General features: G+C 70.3%; 15 protein-coding genes. 5 read left to right on the forward strand and 10 right to left on the reverse strand.

The annotated features are described in order from the left end of the window. Positions 1-298: 298 nt before the first annotated feature. Positions 299-1,243 (reverse strand): hypothetical protein, encoded by a 945-nt coding sequence (locus QJS31_RS09810; protein ID WP_306356481.1) that lies wholly within the window; start codon positions 1,241-1,243, stop codon positions 299-301. Then, positions 1,243-5,268, reverse strand: coding sequence for a type VII secretion protein EccCa (gene eccCa / locus QJS31_RS09815; RefSeq protein ID WP_306356482.1), 4,026 nt, complete (start codon positions 5,266-5,268; stop codon positions 1,243-1,245). The genes QJS31_RS09810 and eccCa overlap by 1 nt, the downstream gene beginning before the upstream one ends. Positions 5,269-5,413: 145 nt before the next feature. Between eccCa and eccD the strand changes: the two genes are divergently transcribed. The 3 genes from eccD to QJS31_RS09830 all read left to right on the forward strand — a co-directional run bounded on the left by eccD (position 5,414) and on the right by QJS31_RS09830 (position 8,844). Then, a complete protein-coding gene (gene eccD / locus QJS31_RS09820; protein ID WP_306356483.1) occupies positions 5,414-6,895 on the forward strand; it encodes a type VII secretion integral membrane protein EccD in 1,482 nt (493 codons plus the stop codon). Positions 6,896-7,028: 133 nt separating this feature from the next. Next, entirely contained in the window at positions 7,029-8,378 is a 1,350-nt protein-coding gene (mycP, locus tag QJS31_RS09825; RefSeq protein ID WP_282784739.1) for a type VII secretion-associated serine protease mycosin, read from the forward strand. 157 nt (positions 8,379-8,535) lie between these two features. Further along, positions 8,536-8,844, forward strand: a complete 309-nt coding sequence (locus QJS31_RS09830) for a hypothetical protein (protein WP_039809956.1) — start codon at positions 8,536-8,538, stop codon at positions 8,842-8,844. A 36-nt stretch (positions 8,845-8,880) separates the two neighbouring features. On the opposite strand, the gene eccB is transcribed toward QJS31_RS09830, so the two are convergent. Then, positions 8,881-10,359, reverse strand: coding sequence for a type VII secretion protein EccB (eccB, locus tag QJS31_RS09835; protein ID WP_282784737.1), 1,479 nt, complete (start codon positions 10,357-10,359; stop codon positions 8,881-8,883). Between the two features lie 130 nt (positions 10,360-10,489). On the opposite strand from eccB, the gene eccE reads away from it, so the two are divergent. After that, a complete protein-coding gene (gene eccE, locus QJS31_RS09840; RefSeq protein WP_306356484.1) occupies positions 10,490-12,169 on the forward strand; it encodes a type VII secretion protein EccE in 1,680 nt (559 codons plus the stop codon). A 3-nt stretch (positions 12,170-12,172) separates the two neighbouring features. Here the strand turns inward: eccE and QJS31_RS09845 are convergent, their stop codons facing one another. The 3 genes from QJS31_RS09845 to QJS31_RS09855 all read right to left on the reverse strand — a co-directional run bounded on the left by QJS31_RS09845 (position 12,173) and on the right by QJS31_RS09855 (position 14,809). Further along, the gene (locus QJS31_RS09845; RefSeq protein WP_282783574.1) at positions 12,173-12,733 is read right to left on the reverse strand and encodes an NADPH-dependent FMN reductase; all 561 of its coding nucleotides are present in this window, start codon (positions 12,731-12,733) and stop codon (positions 12,173-12,175) included. 77 nt (positions 12,734-12,810) lie between these two features. Then, the gene (locus tag QJS31_RS09850; protein WP_306356485.1) at positions 12,811-13,914 is read right to left on the reverse strand and encodes an NAD(P)-dependent oxidoreductase; all 1,104 of its coding nucleotides are present in this window, start codon (positions 13,912-13,914) and stop codon (positions 12,811-12,813) included. Positions 13,915-13,993: 79 nt separating this feature from the next. Continuing rightward, on the reverse strand, positions 13,994-14,809 hold the full coding sequence (locus QJS31_RS09855) for an S-methyl-5'-thioadenosine phosphorylase (protein ID WP_306356486.1): 816 nt from the start codon (positions 14,807-14,809) through the stop codon (positions 13,994-13,996). A gap of 117 nt (positions 14,810-14,926) precedes the next feature. Here QJS31_RS09855 and QJS31_RS09860 point away from each other — a divergent pair, with 117 nt between their 5' ends. Further along, positions 14,927-15,268 (forward strand): metal-sensitive transcriptional regulator, encoded by a 342-nt coding sequence (locus tag QJS31_RS09860; protein ID WP_051036898.1) that lies wholly within the window; start codon positions 14,927-14,929, stop codon positions 15,266-15,268. Positions 15,269-15,290: 22 nt separating this feature from the next. Here the strand turns inward: QJS31_RS09860 and QJS31_RS09865 are convergent, their stop codons facing one another. The 4 genes from QJS31_RS09865 to QJS31_RS09880 all read right to left on the reverse strand — a co-directional run bounded on the left by QJS31_RS09865 (position 15,291) and on the right by QJS31_RS09880 (position 19,152). Beyond that, positions 15,291-16,244, reverse strand: a complete 954-nt coding sequence (locus QJS31_RS09865) for a nitrilase-related carbon-nitrogen hydrolase (RefSeq protein WP_306356487.1) — start codon at positions 16,242-16,244, stop codon at positions 15,291-15,293. A 90-nt stretch (positions 16,245-16,334) separates the two neighbouring features. Further along, complete coding sequence (locus tag QJS31_RS09870; RefSeq protein ID WP_306356488.1) at positions 16,335-17,318, reverse strand: helix-turn-helix domain-containing protein; 984 nt, start codon at positions 17,316-17,318, stop codon at positions 16,335-16,337. Between the two features lie 101 nt (positions 17,319-17,419). After that, on the reverse strand, positions 17,420-18,247 hold the full coding sequence (locus QJS31_RS09875) for an LLM class F420-dependent oxidoreductase (protein WP_306356489.1): 828 nt from the start codon (positions 18,245-18,247) through the stop codon (positions 17,420-17,422). A gap of 50 nt (positions 18,248-18,297) precedes the next feature. Next, on the reverse strand, positions 18,298-19,152 hold the full coding sequence (locus QJS31_RS09880; protein ID WP_282783569.1) for a nitrilase-related carbon-nitrogen hydrolase: 855 nt from the start codon (positions 19,150-19,152) through the stop codon (positions 18,298-18,300). Positions 19,153-19,215: the final 63 nt, after the last annotated feature.

Genomic DNA, 19,215 nt, shown 5'->3' on the forward strand with positions numbered 1-19,215 from the left:
CGATATCCTCGCGGCACCCCGTTTTCGGTGCCGACTTTCGCGCGGGGGTGTGCTCGGCACGAGGTGCAGTGGCGACGGGGCTCACCGTTGGTGCGCTCACCATGCGCTGGCCGCGCTGGCCGTTGGCGGCCTCCCAGGCCGGAAAGGTGTACCCGCGCATCGGCTTCCGGCGCACCGCCGTCATCGGCAGCACGCTCGGCTCGGTCGGGGTGGTGCCCCTGCGGCTCGTCGACGCCGATTTCGGTTGCCGCGCAGCGACGTTGGGCCGTGGCTGTGGTGGATTCGCGGGCGGCGCGAACTACGCGCCCGGGTCGCGGGACAGCCGGGAGTCCTCCAGCCAGCGGATATCGGTCGGGCGGCGGCCGGTCGTGAGGAGGGCGCGTAGGGTCCGCGGCGGAACCGCCGCCCTGTCGCCGAGCACGATGGTCCGTGTGGGCGGGCAGTCGTCCACCGCCCGCTCGAGCAGTGCCGCGAGCCGGTCTGCGGCAGTCCGCTGGAACGATTCGATCGCGCCGCGCTGGAACGATTCGATCGCGCCGCGCTGGAACGATTCGATCGCGCCGCGCTGGAACGATTCGGTCGCGCCGCTCAACGGTTCGTATTCGCAGCGTTCGATCCGGGCGCTGTTCGGGGTGCGCGCGACCACGGTCGCCGTGGTGGACGTGGAGCCGAATTCGAGTACCAGGACCCGCTGCTCGTAGCCGGTGGCGGGCTCCGCAGTGGCGGCTCGAACCGCCAAGGTGTCGAATTCGATTGTCGCGCCGCACCGCCCCGCCGCCGCACGCAAGGCTGCCAGGGGGCGCGCGCCCCAAGCCGTCGGACACGCCGCAGTGATCCGTTGTGGGGATACTGGTTGCACCCGAAGAGGATTTCCGGGGAGTAGACCTTTCTGGAATCGGCCGGACAGCTGCGGAGCGGATGGCTGGGGGCCGGATAGCAGCGGGCCGGTCGGCCGCAGGCTGGTCAGCGCGTGTCGCAGCAGCACCGCCCAGGCGTGCACCACGGTCGGCAGACAGTACCCATCGCTGCCCGCACGCTCCCTCGTGTCCGCGGCCGCCCGGTGCGCGAAGGCGATTCGATCGGAGTCGGCGAAGGCGACGAGCGAGGCCCCCAGGCTCGGCGGCACCCCCGCCATCAGCCCGGTTCCGGCGCTGGTCGGGGCGATCGTCGGCGGTCCGTCCCAACATATTTCGCGCGTGCAGGCCCGCAGGCGCGTCTCCGTGACAACCAGGTCGATGGTCATCACACCGGCGGCAGCCAGCCGAGCTGAATGAGCTCCTCGGCGGCGCGGGTGACGTAGGTGCCGCGCCCCGGCGGTTGCGGCGACGGGCGGACCGCCCCCACGAGGGTGCCCTCGTCCCGGCTGCAACTCATGATCAGCGCCGCAGAATTGAGCTCCTTCATGCGATTGAGCGTGGCCTCGTACATGGCACGCCCCGCACCACCGGACCGCCGCGCCACGATCAGATGGAAGCCCAGGTCACGGGCATGCGCGAGCTGGTCCACCAGGGCGTGCAGCGGATTGCCGGATGAGGTGGCCACCAGGTCGTAGTCGTCCACGATGACGTAGAGCTCGGGCCCCGACCACCAGGAGCGGTCCTTGAGCTGCTGCGGCGTGACGTCCGGCCCGGGCGTGCGCTGGGCGACATAGGCGGCCAGATCGGTCATGTTCTGAGTGAACTGCGGTGCGGTGGACGCGTATCCGGCCTGGTAGCCCTGCGGGATGGTGCCGAGCATGCCGCGCCGGTAGTCGCCCACGATGAGCCGCGCCTGATCCGGGGTGTTCGCGGCGCAGATGGACTGCACCAGGGCGCGCAGCAGCGTGGTCTTGCCGCACTCCGAATCCCCGATGACCAGGAAGTGCGGGCTGGCGGCGAAGTCGAGGTAGACGGGGGCGAGTTCGGATTCGTTGATGCCGATCGGGAAGCGCAGGCAGGCGGCCCCCGGGTCCACGCCGGCGGGCCAGTTCCCGGCCATCCGCAGCAGGTCTTCGCGCGGCAGCCGCTCGGGCAGCATGCGCACCGGCGGCGCGGCCCGGCCGGAGGTCGCCGCGGCGATGGCCGCCACCACCCCGGCCACCCCGGTGCCCAGGGTCACCGGATCGGAGACGCCGTCGACCCGCGGCAGCGCGGTGAGCATGTGCAGGCAGTCCGGCGTCATACCGCGACCGGGACGCCCCATGGGCACCAGCGCGGCGAATTTGCGGCCGAGATCCGAATCCATGGGATCGCCGAGGCGCAGTTCGATACGGGTGCCGATCTGATCCTTGAGCGCGGGTCGCGCCTCCGGCCACCGCGCCAGCGTGATGACCACGTGCACACCGTAGGAAAGTCCCTGGCCCGCGAGGTTCATGACGGTCTGTTCCAGGGTCTCGAACTCCTGACGGAAGGTGCCGTAGCCGTCGATGACCAGGAAGACGTCGCCGAAGGGATCCCGCTGGGCTCCGGCGGCGGCCGGGCTGGCCGTCGGATCGTCGGCGCGCAACCGCCGGAACTCCGCCATGGATTCGATGCCGAGCTGCCGGAACCGCGCCTCGCGCTGGCGCACCAGGGTGACCATCTCGGCGACGGTGCGCCGCACCTGGTCCGCGTCGAGCCGACTCGCCACCGCGCCGACCTGCGGCAGCCCCTGGAGCCCGGCCAGGGTGCCGCCGCCGAAGTCGAGGCAGTAGAACTGGATCTGCTCGGCGGTATGGGTGAGCGACATGGCCATGATCAACGACCGCAGCGCCGTCGACTTGCCGGACTGCGGTCCGCCGACCACCGCCACATGCCCGCGCGATCCGGACAGGTCCACCACCAGCGGATCGCGCCGCTGATCGTAGGGCCGGTCAACGATGCCGATCGGCGCCCGCAGCGTCGCCACCGGGGCGTGCTCACCGGTGAGCACCGACCGGGGGATGAGCTGATCCAGGGTTGGGGCGTGGTCCAGGGGCGGCAGCCAGATCTCGTGCGCCGCACGCCCGTGTCCGCGCACCCGGGACACCAGCATCTGCAGGTTCGAGATCTGCTCGGCGTCGGGCGCCGGCTCGTCGAGCACCGGCTCCGGCGCGGCCGGAAGATAGTCGCCCGCACGGTAATCCACGTGTGTGGCGGTGAACGGTCGCGCCGCCACATCGACCGCCGGAGTCCCGCCGCCGACGCTCGGTTCGCGGTGCGACCCGCCGCCCGCATACGGCCCGGACACGTACGCGGACTGGAAGCGCACGATCTCCCCCGAATCGGACTTGAGGTAGCCGCCGCCGGGATTGTTGGGCAGGTTGTAGGCGTCCGGCACCCCCAGCACCTGGCGGGACTCGTTGGCGGAGAAGGTCTTCAGTCCGATCCGGTAGGACAGGTGACTCTCCAGGCCCTTGAGCCGCCCCTCCTCCAACCGTTGCGAGGCCAGCAGCAGGTGCACGTGCAGTGACCGGCCCAACCGCCCGATCATGGTGAACAGCTCCGCGAAGTCCGGATGTTGGGAGAGCAGTTCGGAGAATTCGTCCAGCACCACGAACAGCGCGGGCATGGGGTCGAGATCCGCCCCGGCCGCCCGGGCCTTCTCGTATTCGGACACATTGGCGAAATTCCCCGCCGCGCGCAACAGCTCCTGGCGGCGATTCATCTCACCCGCCAGGGCGTCGCGCATGCGGTCCACCAGATCGGCTTCCTCTTCGAGATTGGTGATGATGGCGGCGATATGCGCTACCCCGTCCAATCCGAGGAATGTCGCGCCACCTTTGAAGTCGACGAGGACGAAGTTCAGCTGATCCGGCGAATGGGTGGCAATCAGCGAAAGCACCAATGTGCGAAGAAATTCCGATTTGCCGGAACCGGTCGCGCCAATGCACAAACCATGCGGGCCCATTCCACCCTCGGCGGCCTCTTTGATATCGAGGACGACGGGCAATCCATCGGCCCCCACCCCGAACGGCACCCGCAGTCGCTCCCGGCCGTAGCGCGGCCGCCACGCCTGCTCCGGGTTGAAACCGCCGATATCCCCGAGACCGAGCAATTGCGCCCAGGAGGAGATGACCTCCCCCTCGTCCCCGGTGGGTTCGGTTCCGCGCTGCACCACCGGCCGATACGGAGCCAGCCGCCGTGCCGCCCGCTCCGCCTCCCGCGCGGTGACCCGGTCGATCCGGGCGAAGCGCTCCATGGCCCCGGTCGCGCCCCGGCCCGAACACTCACCGCCCTCCACCACCATCTGGATACCGCGCGAAACCGCCAGGCGCGGAGCGTAATTGCACAGGTCGACAACGGTCACCCCCTCGAATCCGGTCTCCCGCAGCGGATCCTCGTCGGCTTCCAGCAGCCCGCCGTCCACCACGACCACCACCTGCACCAGGGCGGGATCGGGCGGCTGATTGCGCGAGTAGCGAACCCGGTTGTGCAGCAGCGGACGCAGGCCCGCGTGCGCCTGCCGGATGGAGCCGTAGACCATGCGCTCGGAGCCGACGCCGTCGCACGCCTCCGGATGCTGGCTGTGCGGCAGCCATTTCACCCACTCCCATTCGCGCGCGGTGTCCGGACCGCACACCACCGCGATCAGCACCTGGTCGGGGCCCTGGAACATGGCCAGCTGCAACAGCATCGCGCGCGTCATATCCCGCGCCTGCGCCCGATCGCCGCCCAGCTGGATACTCGCGAAACCCTTCACCGCGATGGCGGTCGGCAGGTCCGGCACGGTGGAGTGGGTGCGCACGAACCGCCGCAGCGACACCGCCGCGATGGGCTCCAACTCCTCCACCGGCCCGGTCTCCGGCGCGACCAGCCGGGTGGCGAGCCGCTGCCCGCCCACCCCGATGCGCGCATGGCAGAAGTCCTTGTCACCCGGCCGGCGCTCCCACATGCGGGTGGTCCCGGCCAGCATCCAGACCAGGCCGGGCTCGGGATGGCTCCACTGGACCGCGGCGCGCTGCCGCGCGGCGGTCTCGGCCACATCCCGACGCACCTGGTCCAGATAGCGCAGATAGTCCTTGCGGTCCTCGTCGGCCTCGGCCGCCTTCTGCCCCTTGCCGCCCTGCCCGGCGTACATGCCGACCATGGACACCACCATCATCATGGGGAACATGAGGCTCATGGGATTGGTGGCGATCCCGCTGCCGGAGGTGAACAGCAGCACCAGCATGCCGAGCATGCCCACGACCATGACGAGCGGCATGAGTTTGGTGAACAGATTCGCGGGAATGTTCCGGGGAATTTCCGGCGGCGGCTGCAATGTCACCTCCCCGCCGGGAGAACGCGGAATCTCCCGGCGGGGACGGCGCTGAAACCGGACGGTGCTCATCTGACGGAAATCCCCCATAGGGTTCGTGACCAGACTGCCGAATTCGGCCTCAGTGTACGGCCAGCATCCGACATGACGTACAGTGCGGGCAGCAATTCCGCACATCACGGCGTCGCCGCGAATCGGCGAACTCGCCGATAAAGAGGTGACAGCGAAAGTTGGCGACAGCGTGAACGCGCGAATGGATCAACTCGACGACGCCCGCGGCACGGTCCGCGCCCCCGACCTGGCACGGGTCACCATCCTGGCCAAACACACCCAGGTGGATACCGCCATTCCGCTCGATGTGCCGGTCGCGCTCGTCATTCCCAGCGTCGTCGACATGGTCGCCCAGCACAGCCGCGCCAACGACTTCGACCACGACGACGAGGATGTCGAACCGCACGAATGGGTGCTCGCCCGCATCGGTGAACCGCCCCTGGCCAACTCGCTCAGCCTGACCGAGCAGGGGGTGCGCGACGGTGAGCTGCTCATGCTGGAGAGCGCCGAACACATCGCTCCCACACCGCTGTTCGACGACATCATGTACAACGTCGCCATCGCCGACGCCGACCACTACCGGGGCTGGACGCCCGGCACCGCGCGGCTGACCGGGTCGGTGCTGGCGGTCGCCGCCACGCTGGTCGGCTGCCTCGGACTGCTCGCCGCACCCGATGCCGTCCCCGGCTGGGTGGGCGGTGCGGTGGCGCTGTTCGTCACCGTGCTGCTGGTCGTGGCGAGCACGGTGCTGGCGCGCCTGTACGACGACAGCGGGACCGCGCTGGTGCTGGGCGGGTGCGCGCTGCCGCTGGCGGCCACCGCGGGGATGCTCTTCGTGCCCGACCACTACGGCTGGGCCAATCTTCTGCTCGGCGCGGCCCTGCTGGGCGCGATGGCGATCCTGGCCTGGCGCGGGGTCGGGGTGGGGCCCGGCCTGTTCCTCGGCGTCGCCACGGTGACGGTGTACGCGGTGCCCGCCGCACTGGTCGGACTGCTCACCGACCTGCCCGTACGCTCCATCGGAGCAGGTGCGGCCGGGCTCGGGCTGGCCGGGCTGGCGCTCGCGCCCCGGCTGTCCATGCTGCTGGCCGGACTGCCGCTACCGCCGGTCCCCGCGCCGGGCACGCCCATCGACCCCACCGAGGACGATCCCGACGACCATCGCGCGCTGCCCACCCTGGAGGCGCTGCGCGCCGCGGCCGAGGCGGCCCGGCGCTGTCTCACCGGCTTGGTGGCCGCCGCGACGCTGGTCACGGCCACCGGTGCGCTGGCCGCCGCCGATCCCGCGGGCACGGATGTCTACCGGCCGGGGCTGGCGCTGGCGCTGGTGTGCGCGGCGGTGCTCATGTTCCGCAGCCGCACCTACGCGGGTGCGGCGCAGGCCGTTCCGCTCGTCGCGGGCGGCGCGGCCATCGTCCTGCTCATCCTGGCGGGCGCGGCCCTGCGCATGCAGCAGCCCCTGCTCGTCTTCGGCGCGGCCATGGTCGTACTGGGCGCGGCCCTGGTCCTCGGCATGATCCTGCCCAACCAGCAGGCCACCCCGCCCATGCGCCGCGCGGTGGAACTGCTCGAGTACGCCTTCGTGGCGGCGGTCATTCCGCTGGTCTTCTGGGTGACCCAGCTCTTCGCCCTCGTCCGCGGCCTCTGATCGAGCCCCCATGTCGCCGCACGCCACCGCGCCCAGCTCGCCGCGAACAACGGCACTCGCCGCACGAATCACGCGGTGTGGCAACGGGGTTCGGACGCTCGCGGCGGCTTCCGTATTGGCGCTGAGCGTTTCGGTGGGTACTGGTATCACCGCTGCACCCGCGCGGGCGGAGCGGCCGCCCGCGATCGATGCCGGGCTGCTGCCCGCCGGAGGTCCCGCCGCACCGCCCACCGAGACCGAGCATCCGCCCAATGCGCCGTGCATCAGCACCCAGGCCGGAGGCGGCGGTCCGACGATTCCGCCCGCGCAGCGGTCGCTGGAACTGGAGCACGCCTGGCGGTTCTCCCGGGGGGCCGGGCAGTTGGTGGCGGTCATCGACACCGGGGTGACCCCGCATCCACGGTTGCCCGGGCTCATCGCCGACGGCGACTACGTGGCGGTCGGGGGCGACGGCACCGAGGACTGCGATGCCCACGGCACCCTGGTCGCCGGTCTGATCGCGGCCACCAGGGTGGAGGGGCAGGGCTTCGCGGGTGTCGCCCCGGAGGCGCGGGTGCTGACCATCCGCCAGACCAGTGCGCTGTACCAGGCGAAAGGGGCTGGGCGCGACAAGGGTCCGGACGATATGCCCGACGGCTACGGCAAGATCTCCGCGCTGGCCTCGGCGGTGCGCCGCGCGGCCGACGCCGGTGCGCGCGTCATCAATATCTCCCTGGTGGCCTGCCCCACCGCTCGTCCCGACAGCCGGGAGTTCGGAATGCTCGGCGCGGCAGTGCAATACGCGGCGCTGGAGAAGGACGCGGTCATCGTCACCTCGGCGGGCAACACCGACACCTGCCGGGCGAGCAATCCGGGTACGGACCCGCTGCATCCCGACCGCGACCCCTGGGACACCGTCGTCTCCTACGTGGCCCCGGCACTGTGGGACGAGTACGTGCTGTCCGTCGGTTCGGTCGACTCCTTCGGCCAGCCTTCGGGTTTCACCGTCCCCGGCCCCTGGGTGGGCGTGGCGGCCCCCGGGGAGAACATCGTCTCCCTGGATCCGCGCAATACCGGACTCACCACCGCCAAGTTCACCCGGCAGGGGCAGCTGACTCCGTACAGCGGCACCAGTTTCGCCGCGCCGTACGTGGCGGGCGTGGCGGCGCTGGTGCGGGCGCGCTTCCCCGAGCTGCGGGCGCGGGAGGTCATCGACCGCATCCAGGCCACCGCGCACGCACCGGCCGAGGGCTGGAACCCCTACATCGGTTACGGCGCTGTCGATCCCGTCGCCGCCCTCACCGCCGAGGTGCCGGACCAACTGCCGCCCAAACGCGCCAGCGCCGCCCGCAGCGAACAACTCCCCCTCCCGACACCCCCGCCCCCGCCCGACACCACGGCCCGGGACACGGCACTGATCGGCACCGGTGTGATCACCCTGCTGCTGACCCTGGGCTGGCTGGCCTCCTTCCCGCTGCGCCGCCGCCTCGGCACGCGTGATTGAACGGACACATACGATCCGGTTGGCACGAAAAGCGTTGTGCACGAAGAGAAATAGACTTTCGATTACTACCCGAAACTACCCGGGAACGCGCCACACTGAAGTCATGCCGCGCAATGAGGCTCGACATGACCATCCATTTCGCGCACAGGAGATTCCCATGAGCATGATGCTGACCGGCCTCATCGACCTGGACGCCCCGAACGAAGCCGAACTGCGGGGAGGGCAGACCGGCACCTTCACCGAGGTGACCTTCCCGACGCCGTTCCCGCCGAATTCCCATGTGATCGTCATCCCGATGGTGCAGACCTTCAACGGCCCGGACACTCCGGGTGTCCGCATCGCGGACGTCACCACCAAGGGCTTCCGCATTCGAATGAACGAGGTCGTGGTCGAGGGCAAGGCGCTCGCGCCGCGCAGCGGTACCCACACCAAGGAAACCATCGCCTGGCTGGCGACCACGGTGTAGTCGGCGCCGGGGTCGGGTCACATACCCGGCCCCGGCTCAATTCTGGGACCGCACCGGCTCTTTCGCGGGGTTCGCGTCCGGGGCGACACCGTCGTGCGCGACCATGGCGGCGGCCCGGCTCAGGGCCGGACCCGGCGCCAGCAGGCCGATCAGCTGCCAGGGCGCGCGCTCCGGTCGGACGCTGTCGGGGTCCATGCCGAGCGCCTTCGCCGCGTCGAGGTCCACGATGCCGTAGCGCACGCCGAAATCGGAGATGTAGAAGAGGCTGTCGCGGCGCTCGCTATCGGGTTCGATCCCCGTGGATTGCGCATACGCGCCCGCGCCCGGCCGCATGTAGAAGGCATCCGCGTGCGGCCCGGAGCCGTCGGCCTGGGCGAAGGAGACCAGCCGCGCCCGGTCCGGGATCGGCACGGTGTGCCCGGTCAGCACGGTCAGCTCCGCGCGGGTGCTGCCCTCGGACTTGTCGGCGACCGGAACGGGTTGCCAGGACAGGCAGGCCACGGGTTGGTCCTTGCCGTCGACGATCTCGGGGGCGGCCGCCGGATAGTCGGCGACCCGCAGTGCCGAGGAGACCGGGGCCGCCGTCCGATCCGCTTGGGCGATATGGGTATCGGTCGGCGTGGCGCGGTAGGTGTTGCGGACGATATCGGCCGTCAGCTCCGACACCGGTTGCAGGCCGTCGGCCAGCACCACGTAGTGGCTGCCGTCGGTGCGCACCTGCACCACATCGCCGATCCGGTGATCGCCGAGCGGATAGCCCGGTGCCGCACCGACATCCGCGATGGGCGGCGGCACGATGGGCAGCACCTCGGGGATGGCGTTGAGCAGCCCCTCGCTGACGGGGCGCGGCGTCATACCGCGAATACCGAGGGCATCGACGACGGCGCGGTCGTTCATGTCCACCCGGGCCCGCCGATCGTCGTACACCAGGTACGCGGCCTCGCGGCCCCGCACCAGCAGCGCCCGGCCAGCGGCCAGCGGACCCGCCTTCTCCGCCAGCTCCGGATCACCGGCCAGCACGGCGGTGGTCAGCTCGCCGCTGCCGTCACTGGCGAGCGTGTCGCAGACCGTCCAGGCGCGGCCACGTCCGGTGTCGTCGAAGTTCAGCGAGGCGGGCGCGCCCGGAATGCCGATGAGCTGGCCGCGCGGCTTCTTGCCCAGTTCCGATTCCTTGACGGTCGCGGGTGCGGCGGCCTCGCCCGCCGCCAACCGGGCCGAGGCGAGATTGAGCGCCGGATGCACCACACCGTCGATGACCACGTAGACCGCACCGGAATCCTTGCCGATGAGGATGGTGCTGTTGCCCATCTTGTCCTGCGGACGCAGTAGAGCCAATACTCCGCAACCAGCCAGGGCGACCAGGGCGAGCACCAGGCCGACCGCGAACGCGCGCGACTGCGAGCGCATCGGGTCGTGCAGCATCCGCACGTCCCGGCGCACCAGTGCGTGTTCCATGCGGCGGACCAGGAAGCGGTAGCCGCTCACCTGCCAGCGCGTGGTCGGTTTCGAAGGCATGGATTCTCCCCCGACGGGTCATCGAGTTCGCTCGACACAGTACAGTTCCGCTGACAGCCGATTCCTATCGCACCTGGTCTTTGTCCGATTTCGGTCGCCATCGGCGGCCGCCGACGGAAGTTGGGGGACCATGATGGCCGCACCGGGCGAGACCGCCGCACCCGCTGATCCGCCGACCGCGCCGCCGCCACCGGGCCGCCCGCTGCTCGGCTGGATCACCCTGCCGGATCTGGTGGGCGCGCAGCTGGCCGGGCTGGCGGCGGGGTTGGCCACATTCGCCTGCGGGCCGACGTGGTGGGCGGCGCTGACGGTCGGCCTGGCGCTCATGGCGGCACTGCTGATCCCATTAGGCAAACGACCAGTTTCCTCTTGGCTCGCGACCTGGTGGCGCTACCGGAGACAGCGCGCCTACCGCATCGGCGACACCCTCGACTTCCGCGCCGCCGACGGCCGCTCCCTCGGGATCTACCGCGACGGCAGCCGAGTGGTCGCCGTCGTGGAGGTGCTCGCCACCAAGGGCGGACTGACCCGGCTCGGCAGCGGTACCGTGCACGCCTCCCATCTGCTGCCGCTGCCGGAACTGGCGACATGCCTGCGGCAACACGACATCCTGCTCGCCGGGATCGACATCGTCGCGCACGGATTCCGCAGCCGTTCCGGCACTCCCGCCGGTGCCAGTTACGAGAAACTGCTGGGACCGCTGCCCGCCACCGCACACCGCACGGTGTGGCTGGCCATCGCGTTCGACCCGCTGCGGTGCCCGCAGGCGGCACGACGGCGCGGCGGCGGCCTGGGCGGGGCCTGCCGGGCGGTCAGCATCGCCACCCAGCGCGTCGTGCGCACCCTCGCCGACGCCGACTGCACGGCGCGCATTCTCACCGCTCCCGAGATCCGGCAGGCGGCGGTGCAGGTGACCGGCGGCCTGGATCCGCGCGAACTCACCCAGCAGTGGCGGGGGGCCGAGGTCGGCAACGGCGTGAACATCGGTGCGGCGGTGGATCCCCGGCGGCTCGGCACCGACGTGCTCGACAGCCTCTGGGTGCCGCCGACCCGAGGCACCACCGTGGTGGTGCGGCTGCGGCCGGGGCGGTCGGCGCACACCGTGCGGGTCGGGGCGGCGTGGCGGTTGACCATGCGTGAGCTGCCCGAGAAACCCCTACAGCCGCACATGATCTCGATGAACGGACGCCACCGCGACGGACTGCTCGCCCACCTGCCGCTGGCCGTGCCCGGAGCGGACGCCGCGGTGCCGACCGACGAATTCCCCGTCGCCGATCTCGACGCGTTGCGGCTGCCGTCCGCGGGCTGCGGGCAACTGCTCGGATCCGACGCCGAGGGCCGCGGCGTCGCCATCCGCCTGGTCGGACAGGGGATTTCCCGCGTGTACGTGGCGGGCGAGCTCTATCTCGCCCAGCAGCTGATATTCCGGGCGCTGGCGATCGGGGAACGGGTGCTGATCCGCACCGACCGACCGCACTCCTGGGAGCACCTCGTCACCACCATCGGCAATCCGGAGCGGCTCACCATCGCCACCGAAACCCATCAACCCGACACCGATTTCACCGCCACCGTCGTCGACGGCGTGCTCGCGCCCGCACCGCACGCGGGCATCACCACCGTCTACCTCACCGGCGACCCGCTCGGCTGGCCGGACACCAGGCCCGAGCTGTCCCTCCACCAGCCCGGAGCCGTCGGCAACCGAATCACCTTGCGCACCGGCACCACTCGGGAGGAACTGACCCTGGTGTCCATCCCGAGCGAGACCACCTATATCGGCCGACCGCGCGGGGCACACGCCCAGACCCGGTGAGGCTCAACCGGGATACGGCTCCGACGCCCGCGCCGCCCGCAGGTGCCGACCCCACCAGTCGAGCTGGCGCAGCAGCCGCCCGGCGGCGTCGACGGCGGCACCGTCGGCGGTCTCGCCCGCCGCGTCGAATCTGCGCTTGGCCTCGTGGAAACTCACGGTCTCGCGAATCGACACCATGTGGATCTCGGCCACCACCTGCCGCAACTGCTCCACCGCACGCAGGCCGCCCGACAGTCCGCCATAACTGACGAAGCCGATCGGCTTGCCCCGCCACTCCCGTTTGGCCGAATCCAGCGCCGTCTTCAACGACGCCGGATACCCGTGGTTGTACTCCGACGTCACCGCCACGAAAGCGTCCGCTGCCGCCACCCGCTCCCGGTACGCCACCACCTCCGGCGTCTCGCTCAGATCCACCGGCAGCGGCGTATCGAGCAGATCCACCACTCCGACATCGAATCGCCCGTCTCCCCGGGCCGCCCGCAGAAACCAGTCCGCCACCACCGGCGCGAACCGCCCCGGCCGCGTACTGGCCACGATCACCTCGAGCCGCACCGGATCATCCATGCGCGCAGCCTAACCCCGCACGGAAACCGGTGGCGCACCGCACGCTGACCGGGTGTCACCATCGCCGCGGCGGGCGGTCAGGGTTGGGTGCCGGTGGCGTAGGCGGCGAGGCCCTGGGCGGGTGAGATGCGCGGGGTGAAATCGAGGGCGCGGCGGGCACGTTCGGGGTTGGCGACCAGGTGCCGGATATCGGTGGCGCGGTACCGGCCGGTGACGACGGGTTCGGGGCCGCCCAGGGCCTTGGCCAGCAGGGAGGCGACCTGCCAGACGGTGACCGGTCGGCCCGAGGCGATATTCAGCGGCACGAAGCCGGGCAGGTGCTGGCGGACGGCCGCCACCGTGGCGGCGGCGACATCGCGCACGTGCACGAAATCCCGGGTCTGGCCGCCGTCCTCGAAGATGTGCGGGGCGCGTCCGGCCGCGAGTTCGGCACGGAAGCGTGCCACCACACCGGCTTCCGCCGTCCGCACCGGACACACCGGGTCGCCGTAGACGTGGTGGTATCGCAGCACCGTGGCCGACACCCCCGGCTGCGCCGCCCATGCCAGCGCGTAGTTCTCCTGCGCGACTTTGCTTGCCGCATAGGCGCTTCGGGGCCGCACCGGCGCATCCTCACCCACCGGCTCCCAGGTCAGCAGATCTCCCGTACGCGGGGCCCGGTGATCGAACATTCCCCGATCCAGATCGCGCCGCCGCCGCATGCCCGGATGGAACACCCCACCCCGCATCCCGCGATACCGCCCCTCCCCGTAGACAGCCACCGACGAGGCCAGCACCAGCCGCCGCACCCCGGCCCGCTCCATGGCCGTCAGCAGTGCCGCGGTCGCGGCGTCATTGTGCGCCACGAACACCGACGCGCCCCGCATGAGATCCACGCCGGGCATCCGGTTCGAGTCCACCGCCTCCGCGTCGACCGCGCCCGGCCCGGCGCCCGCCAGATGGCACACCACGTCGACACCGGGCAGCAACTCCGCCAGGGCGTCGGCATCGCGCACATCGACCATCGAAACCCCCTGCGGCGGTTCGGCATCCGCCCCATGCACGTCCTCCCACATGCTGTCCACCGCGACCACCTCGTGCCCGGCCGCAGTCAGCGCCCGCCGCACATGCCCCCCGATGAACCCGGCCGCCCCGGTCACCAGCACCCGCGACCGCTCCCCCGGCCCACCACCCACGCTCATGCCCCCAGCGTAAGCGAGCGGCGACACCCCGGGACCGGCCGAACGCGCCTGCCCGAGGTCGCGCCGCGCATCCGGCCGGTTACGGCAGTTCGAACGGCAGTTTCACGCCCGTACCCGCGTGCACGCGGCAGTGGTCACAGGTGTCGTCGCGGTCGACGGCGGCGACGGCACGGCGCACCAGGGTTTTGAACGGGACCAGGTTGCGTTCGAACTCGGCGAACACGGCCGCGGCGGAGACGCCCTCGCCGGACTCCAGCCCGGCGTCCAGGTCGGTGACCAGAGCGATTGCGCTGTAGCACATTTCGAGTTCGCGGGCGAGGACGGCCTCGGGATGCCCGGTCATGTTCACCAGTTCCCAGCCCTGTCCGGCGAACCAGCGGCTCTCGGCGCGGGTGGAGAAGCGCGGCCCCTGCACGACCACCATGGTGCCGTGGTCCTTCATGGGGAGTTCGGTGACGGCGGCCGAGACGGCGGCCGCGCGCAGTTCGGCGCAGTACGGATCGGCGAAGGCGACGTGCACCCCGCCCGCGTCGAAGAAGGTCTGGTCGCGGCCGGAGGTGCGGTCCACCAGCTGGTCGGGTACGGCGACGGTGCCCGGCCCCCAGTCGGCGCGCAGGCTGCCCACCGCGCACGGACCGAAGATCCGCCGCACGCCGAGCGAGCGCAGCGCCCACATATTGGCGCGGTAGGGCACCGTGTGCGGCGAGTACTCGTGCTTGCGCCCGTGCCGGGGCAGGAAGGCCACCGACCGCCCCTCCACCGTGCCGATGGTGATCGGCGCGCTCGGCGCGCCGTAGGGCGTCTCGGCCTCGACCGTGATCGCGTCGTCACCGAAGAAGTCGTAGAACCCGCTGCCGCCGATAATGGCCAGCGTGGCCCGAGGATCCGCACTCATGCCCCGATTCTTGCGTATCCGTGCATGGGTGTCGGTGTCAGGTGGTGACGGTCCGCGCGCACGTGTACCCTAGGGGGGTATTAGCGGGCGAGGGCCGACACGGCCGGGAGTGAGGGTATGCCGGTGACCGACGAGAACACCACTGTCGAGGCGGCCGAGTCGTGCCACGATCACGCCACGCACGGCTACATCACCGCCAAGGACGACTACCTCAAGCGCCTGCGGCGTATCGAAGGCCAGGCCCGCGGCCTGCAGCGCATGGTCGAGGAGGAGAAGTACTGCATCGACATCCTCACTCAGGTCTCGGCCATGACCAAGGCCCTCCAGGCCGTCGCCATGGGCCTGCTCGAGGATCACATCAGCCACTGCGTGGTGGACGCCGCCGTCGCGGGCGGACCGGAAGCCGAGGCCAAGATCAAGGAAGCCACCGACGCCATCGCCCGCCTGGTACGCAGCTGAGCCCGGGTACGCGGCTGCGGTATCAAGCGCTTTCGCGCCCCACGAGACGGATCCGCTCGGCGCCCGGCGCGGCCGCCGTATCGCGGGAGCCACGGCGGCGTGTGGCGGCCGGGGCGTCGGGTGCGGCCACCGGCGGTGCGCCGAGCAGATCGCGCAGCGGCGGATCGACCCGGCCGACGCCGAGATTCAGATCGGCGTAGAGGAAACCCTCCTCGTCCTCGGCGAGGGGGGTGGCCAATTCGGCTCCGTCCGAGCCGAAGATGCGCGCGTAGCCCCCGCCGCGCGCCAGTCGCGCGTTCACCCCGGGCACCGACAGTCCGGCCGACCCCACCACCGCGCACGGGGCCAGCACGAATGCCCCGCCCTCGATCGCGTACAACCGGCTCGCCGTGGTGGGCGCGCCGATTCCGGCGGTATCCCCGGCGGTGAGGAATCCGGGCCAGGCCGCGACGTGGATCTGCTGTCCGTCGGCGCGCATGGCGCGGGTGAACAGCGGCCGCGAATTCTCCTGCCCGGACAATGCGCCCAAGCGTCCGATGCGGCTGCGGTGCACCGTCGGCAGGCCCGGCGTGCCCGCGCTGAACACGCGCCGCTCCTGGCTGTTCAGTCCCGGTTTGCGGCGCAGCGACAGCACCGTCCCGGCGTCGTCGATGACGGCCTGCGTCATGAATACGCGGCGATCACACCGCTCCACGAATCCGAACACCACGTGTATTCGATACTCCCGGGCCGCATCGAGCACCGCACGCATTTCCGCGCCGTCGCGGGTCATGGCATTGGAGCGGTAGTGCGCAACGGATTCCGCCGCACCGCGCCCATCCGGCGATACCCACCACGGATAGCCGGGTACGAAAGCCTCGGGGAATGCGATCAGTTCCGCACCAGCCGCAGCGGCAGCGCCCATCAATTCGACAATATGTTCGATTCCGGCGCGCAGTTGCCATTTCGGCTCTGCTTGAACGACAGCGACCCGCACTTTCTCTCCCTCGGCAACTCCCGCGTAAACCCCTTCGTCTTCGCATTCTTTGCAGGAACGGGTTGCCGCACAATGCCTATCCGTGCCTGGTTACCGACCGTCCGTGCCAGTGCGGCCGCCCACCACCCTGAATGAGGCCGGGGTCGTTCCCTTTTCGACTCGGAAGGCCCGATAGAAATGCCGTTCGGTGAGGAATCCCGATGCGGCGGCGACAACCGCTATGGGCAGCATAGAGTCTCGGGTGAGCATTTCGCAGGCGTGTTCCACCCGCATTCGCCGCAATACCGCGGCCGGACCCTCCTCGAAATCGTCGAACACGCGGTACAGGGTGCGACGCGACATCGCGCAGCCGTCGGCTATTCGATCGACGGTGAGCTCGGGATCGGTGCAGCGGGCGCGCATGAAGTCGAGTACCCGCTGACGCGCGAAGGCGTCCGCGGACTGCTCGGACTCCGCCCCTCCGGCCGCCAGGGTGACCGCGGAGGCGAGCAGATCCATTCCCGGCGCCATGAGCAACCGCGCCTGATCCGGTTCCCGTCCCTGCAGTTCGGCCAGATCCCGGAAGTACCGCGCCACCACCCCGGCGGGACTGTCGTGCGATACGGCGGTGGCGGTCGGCAATTCGTCGTCGACGAGTCCGGTGAGTTCCCGTATTCGCGCCAGCGGCACCCGCACGACCGCCATTTCCCATTCCTCGGGAATCACCCAGTGATAGGGCCGGGTGGTGTTGTAGAACACCAGCGAGCCGGGCCCCACCTCGGCGACCCGGCCGTCCTGATACAACCGTCCGTGCCCACCGAGCTGAACGGTCGCGATCAGGTACTCGTCGCTCGACCGCGCGATCAGACCATTCGTGCGCCGCGCCTCCTGCGGCGTCGATCCGACGGTGGACAAGTCCACGTCGTCGTAGTGGCCCAGTTCGATCCGTCCGTGAAAACTCCGGGACGGCAGCGGTGCGGACGCCAGCGGCACATAGCTGTCCCCGAGCAGCGCCTCCCACTGCTCGAATACCTCCGCCGCCGACTCGTCGGCACCGGATCGCAGCTCGATTCGTTCGAGCGTCGACCGATTCAATTCCGCACTCACCTTGCACCCGGTGTACGTCGATGATTGCGTTGCAGTCTGTCAGATTCCCGGCGCCGATCCCAATGACCGCGCTTACAGGTGGCTTCCGTTCACGACGACTCGTGCAGAAGTGGCGCGAGCGTGCGCAGCGTCGACAACGAATCATCGTCGAGCACCTGCAGCACTACGTGGTCGGCGCCGGCGTCGATGTGGTGGACCAGCTGCTCCACAACGGATTTCGCGCTTCCGTGCGCTACCAGGGCATCCAGTAGCCGATCGCTGCCCGGTTTCACCAGATCGGCGTCCTCGAATCCCAACCGCCGCAGATTGCTCGTGTAATTCCGGAGGTCGAGATAGAACTCCACCCGCGGTATCGCCTGCGCCCGGGCGCGCACCGGATCGGTATCCAGCACCACCTTGTGCTCCACGGCCAGCAGTGCGTCCGGCCCGAGAATCTCGCGCGCACCGCGAGTGTGTTCGGGGGTGACCAGATACGGCAGCGCGCCGGCGGTGCGGTCACCGGCGAGTCGCAGCACTCGCGGGCCGAGCGCGGCCAAGGCGCGACGTTCCTTCGGCACCCCCGCGCGGTCCAACTCGTCGAGGTATTCGACGAGCACCTCGTAGGGCTTGCGGTATTCGCCGGTCATCTCCGGATGGCCCGCACCGATGCCGAGCAGGAATCGTCCCGGATAGCGGGCGTCCAGGCGATGGAAGGACTCGGCCACCTCCTTGGCCGGGGCCGACCAGACATTCACGATGCTGGTGGCCACGCTGATGGTCTCGGTGGCGGCGAGCAGCTCCGCCACGCCCGGCAGCTCGGCCGGCGGCGATCCGCCCAGCCACAGCGTCCCGTAGCCGAGCCGCTCCAGCTCCCGGGCCTCTTCCGAGGTGAATCCCCCGTGGGCACGCCAGACACCGAATCTTCCGAGTTCCGTCATACCGAGAGCGAACTCGATCGCGCACTCGGCTATTCCACCACCGTCGCCGTTCAGGCCGCGTGCACCGCGCTGAGATCGAGCTCGACGTCGGCGAAGAGAATGCCCTCGGCCCCGCCCGCCAGCGGTGCGGCCAGTTCCCGCCCGCCGGGTGCGTAGATCCGGGTGTGCCCGCCCGGTCCGCGCACCAGTCGCTTGCCCGCGTCCGGCCCGCGGCGCTGTTCACTGCCCGCGACATCCATGACGGCGCACGGCGCGATCACGAACATGCCGCCCACCACCGCGTACCAGAGCGTGGCGGCGGTGTTCACCCGCACGCCCCAGCCCACCTCCTTGGCGACGATGAACCCCGGCCAGGACACCACGTGCAGCTGCGCCCCGGCACGCTCGAGATCCTGCCGGGCGGGCAGTCGCAGCTGCTCGGACCCGCCGTGCATGCCGATCCGCCCGATGGCGGAGCGGAATACGTAGGGCTGCACCCGATCTCCGGGCGTGAAGATCTTCGCCTCCAGTTCCGTCGGCTCCGGTTTGCGCCGCAATCCGACGAGATTCCCGCGATCGTCGATCAAACCCTGCGACAGGTACAGGTCGTTGCCGGATCGTTCGCTGAATCCCACCACCACGTGAATCCGATTCCGCCGCGCCGCATCGGTGATGCGGCGGAATTCGGCACGGCCCACGATCATCGAATTGGTCCGGTAGCGGGCGAAGAACCCGGGTCCGCCACCGACCGAGTCCAACCACAGCCACCACGGATATCCGGGCAGGAACGCCTCGGGGAAGGCGACCAATCGTGCTCCGCCGGCGGCCGCCTCCGTGATCAGTTCCACGGTCTGCTCCACGCCGGCGCGCAGGTCCAACCAGCGCGGCTCGGCTTGCACCGCCGCGACTCGCACTTTCGAAAGCACCTCGCCTCCCCTCGACACTCACCGTTGATTGACGGTGCAATCACCCTTCGCCAGGTGAGTGCC

The organism is Nocardia sp. CC213A, assembly GCF_030766805.1.
GTDB lineage: Bacteria > Actinomycetota > Actinomycetes > Mycobacteriales > Mycobacteriaceae > Nocardia > Nocardia otitidiscaviarum.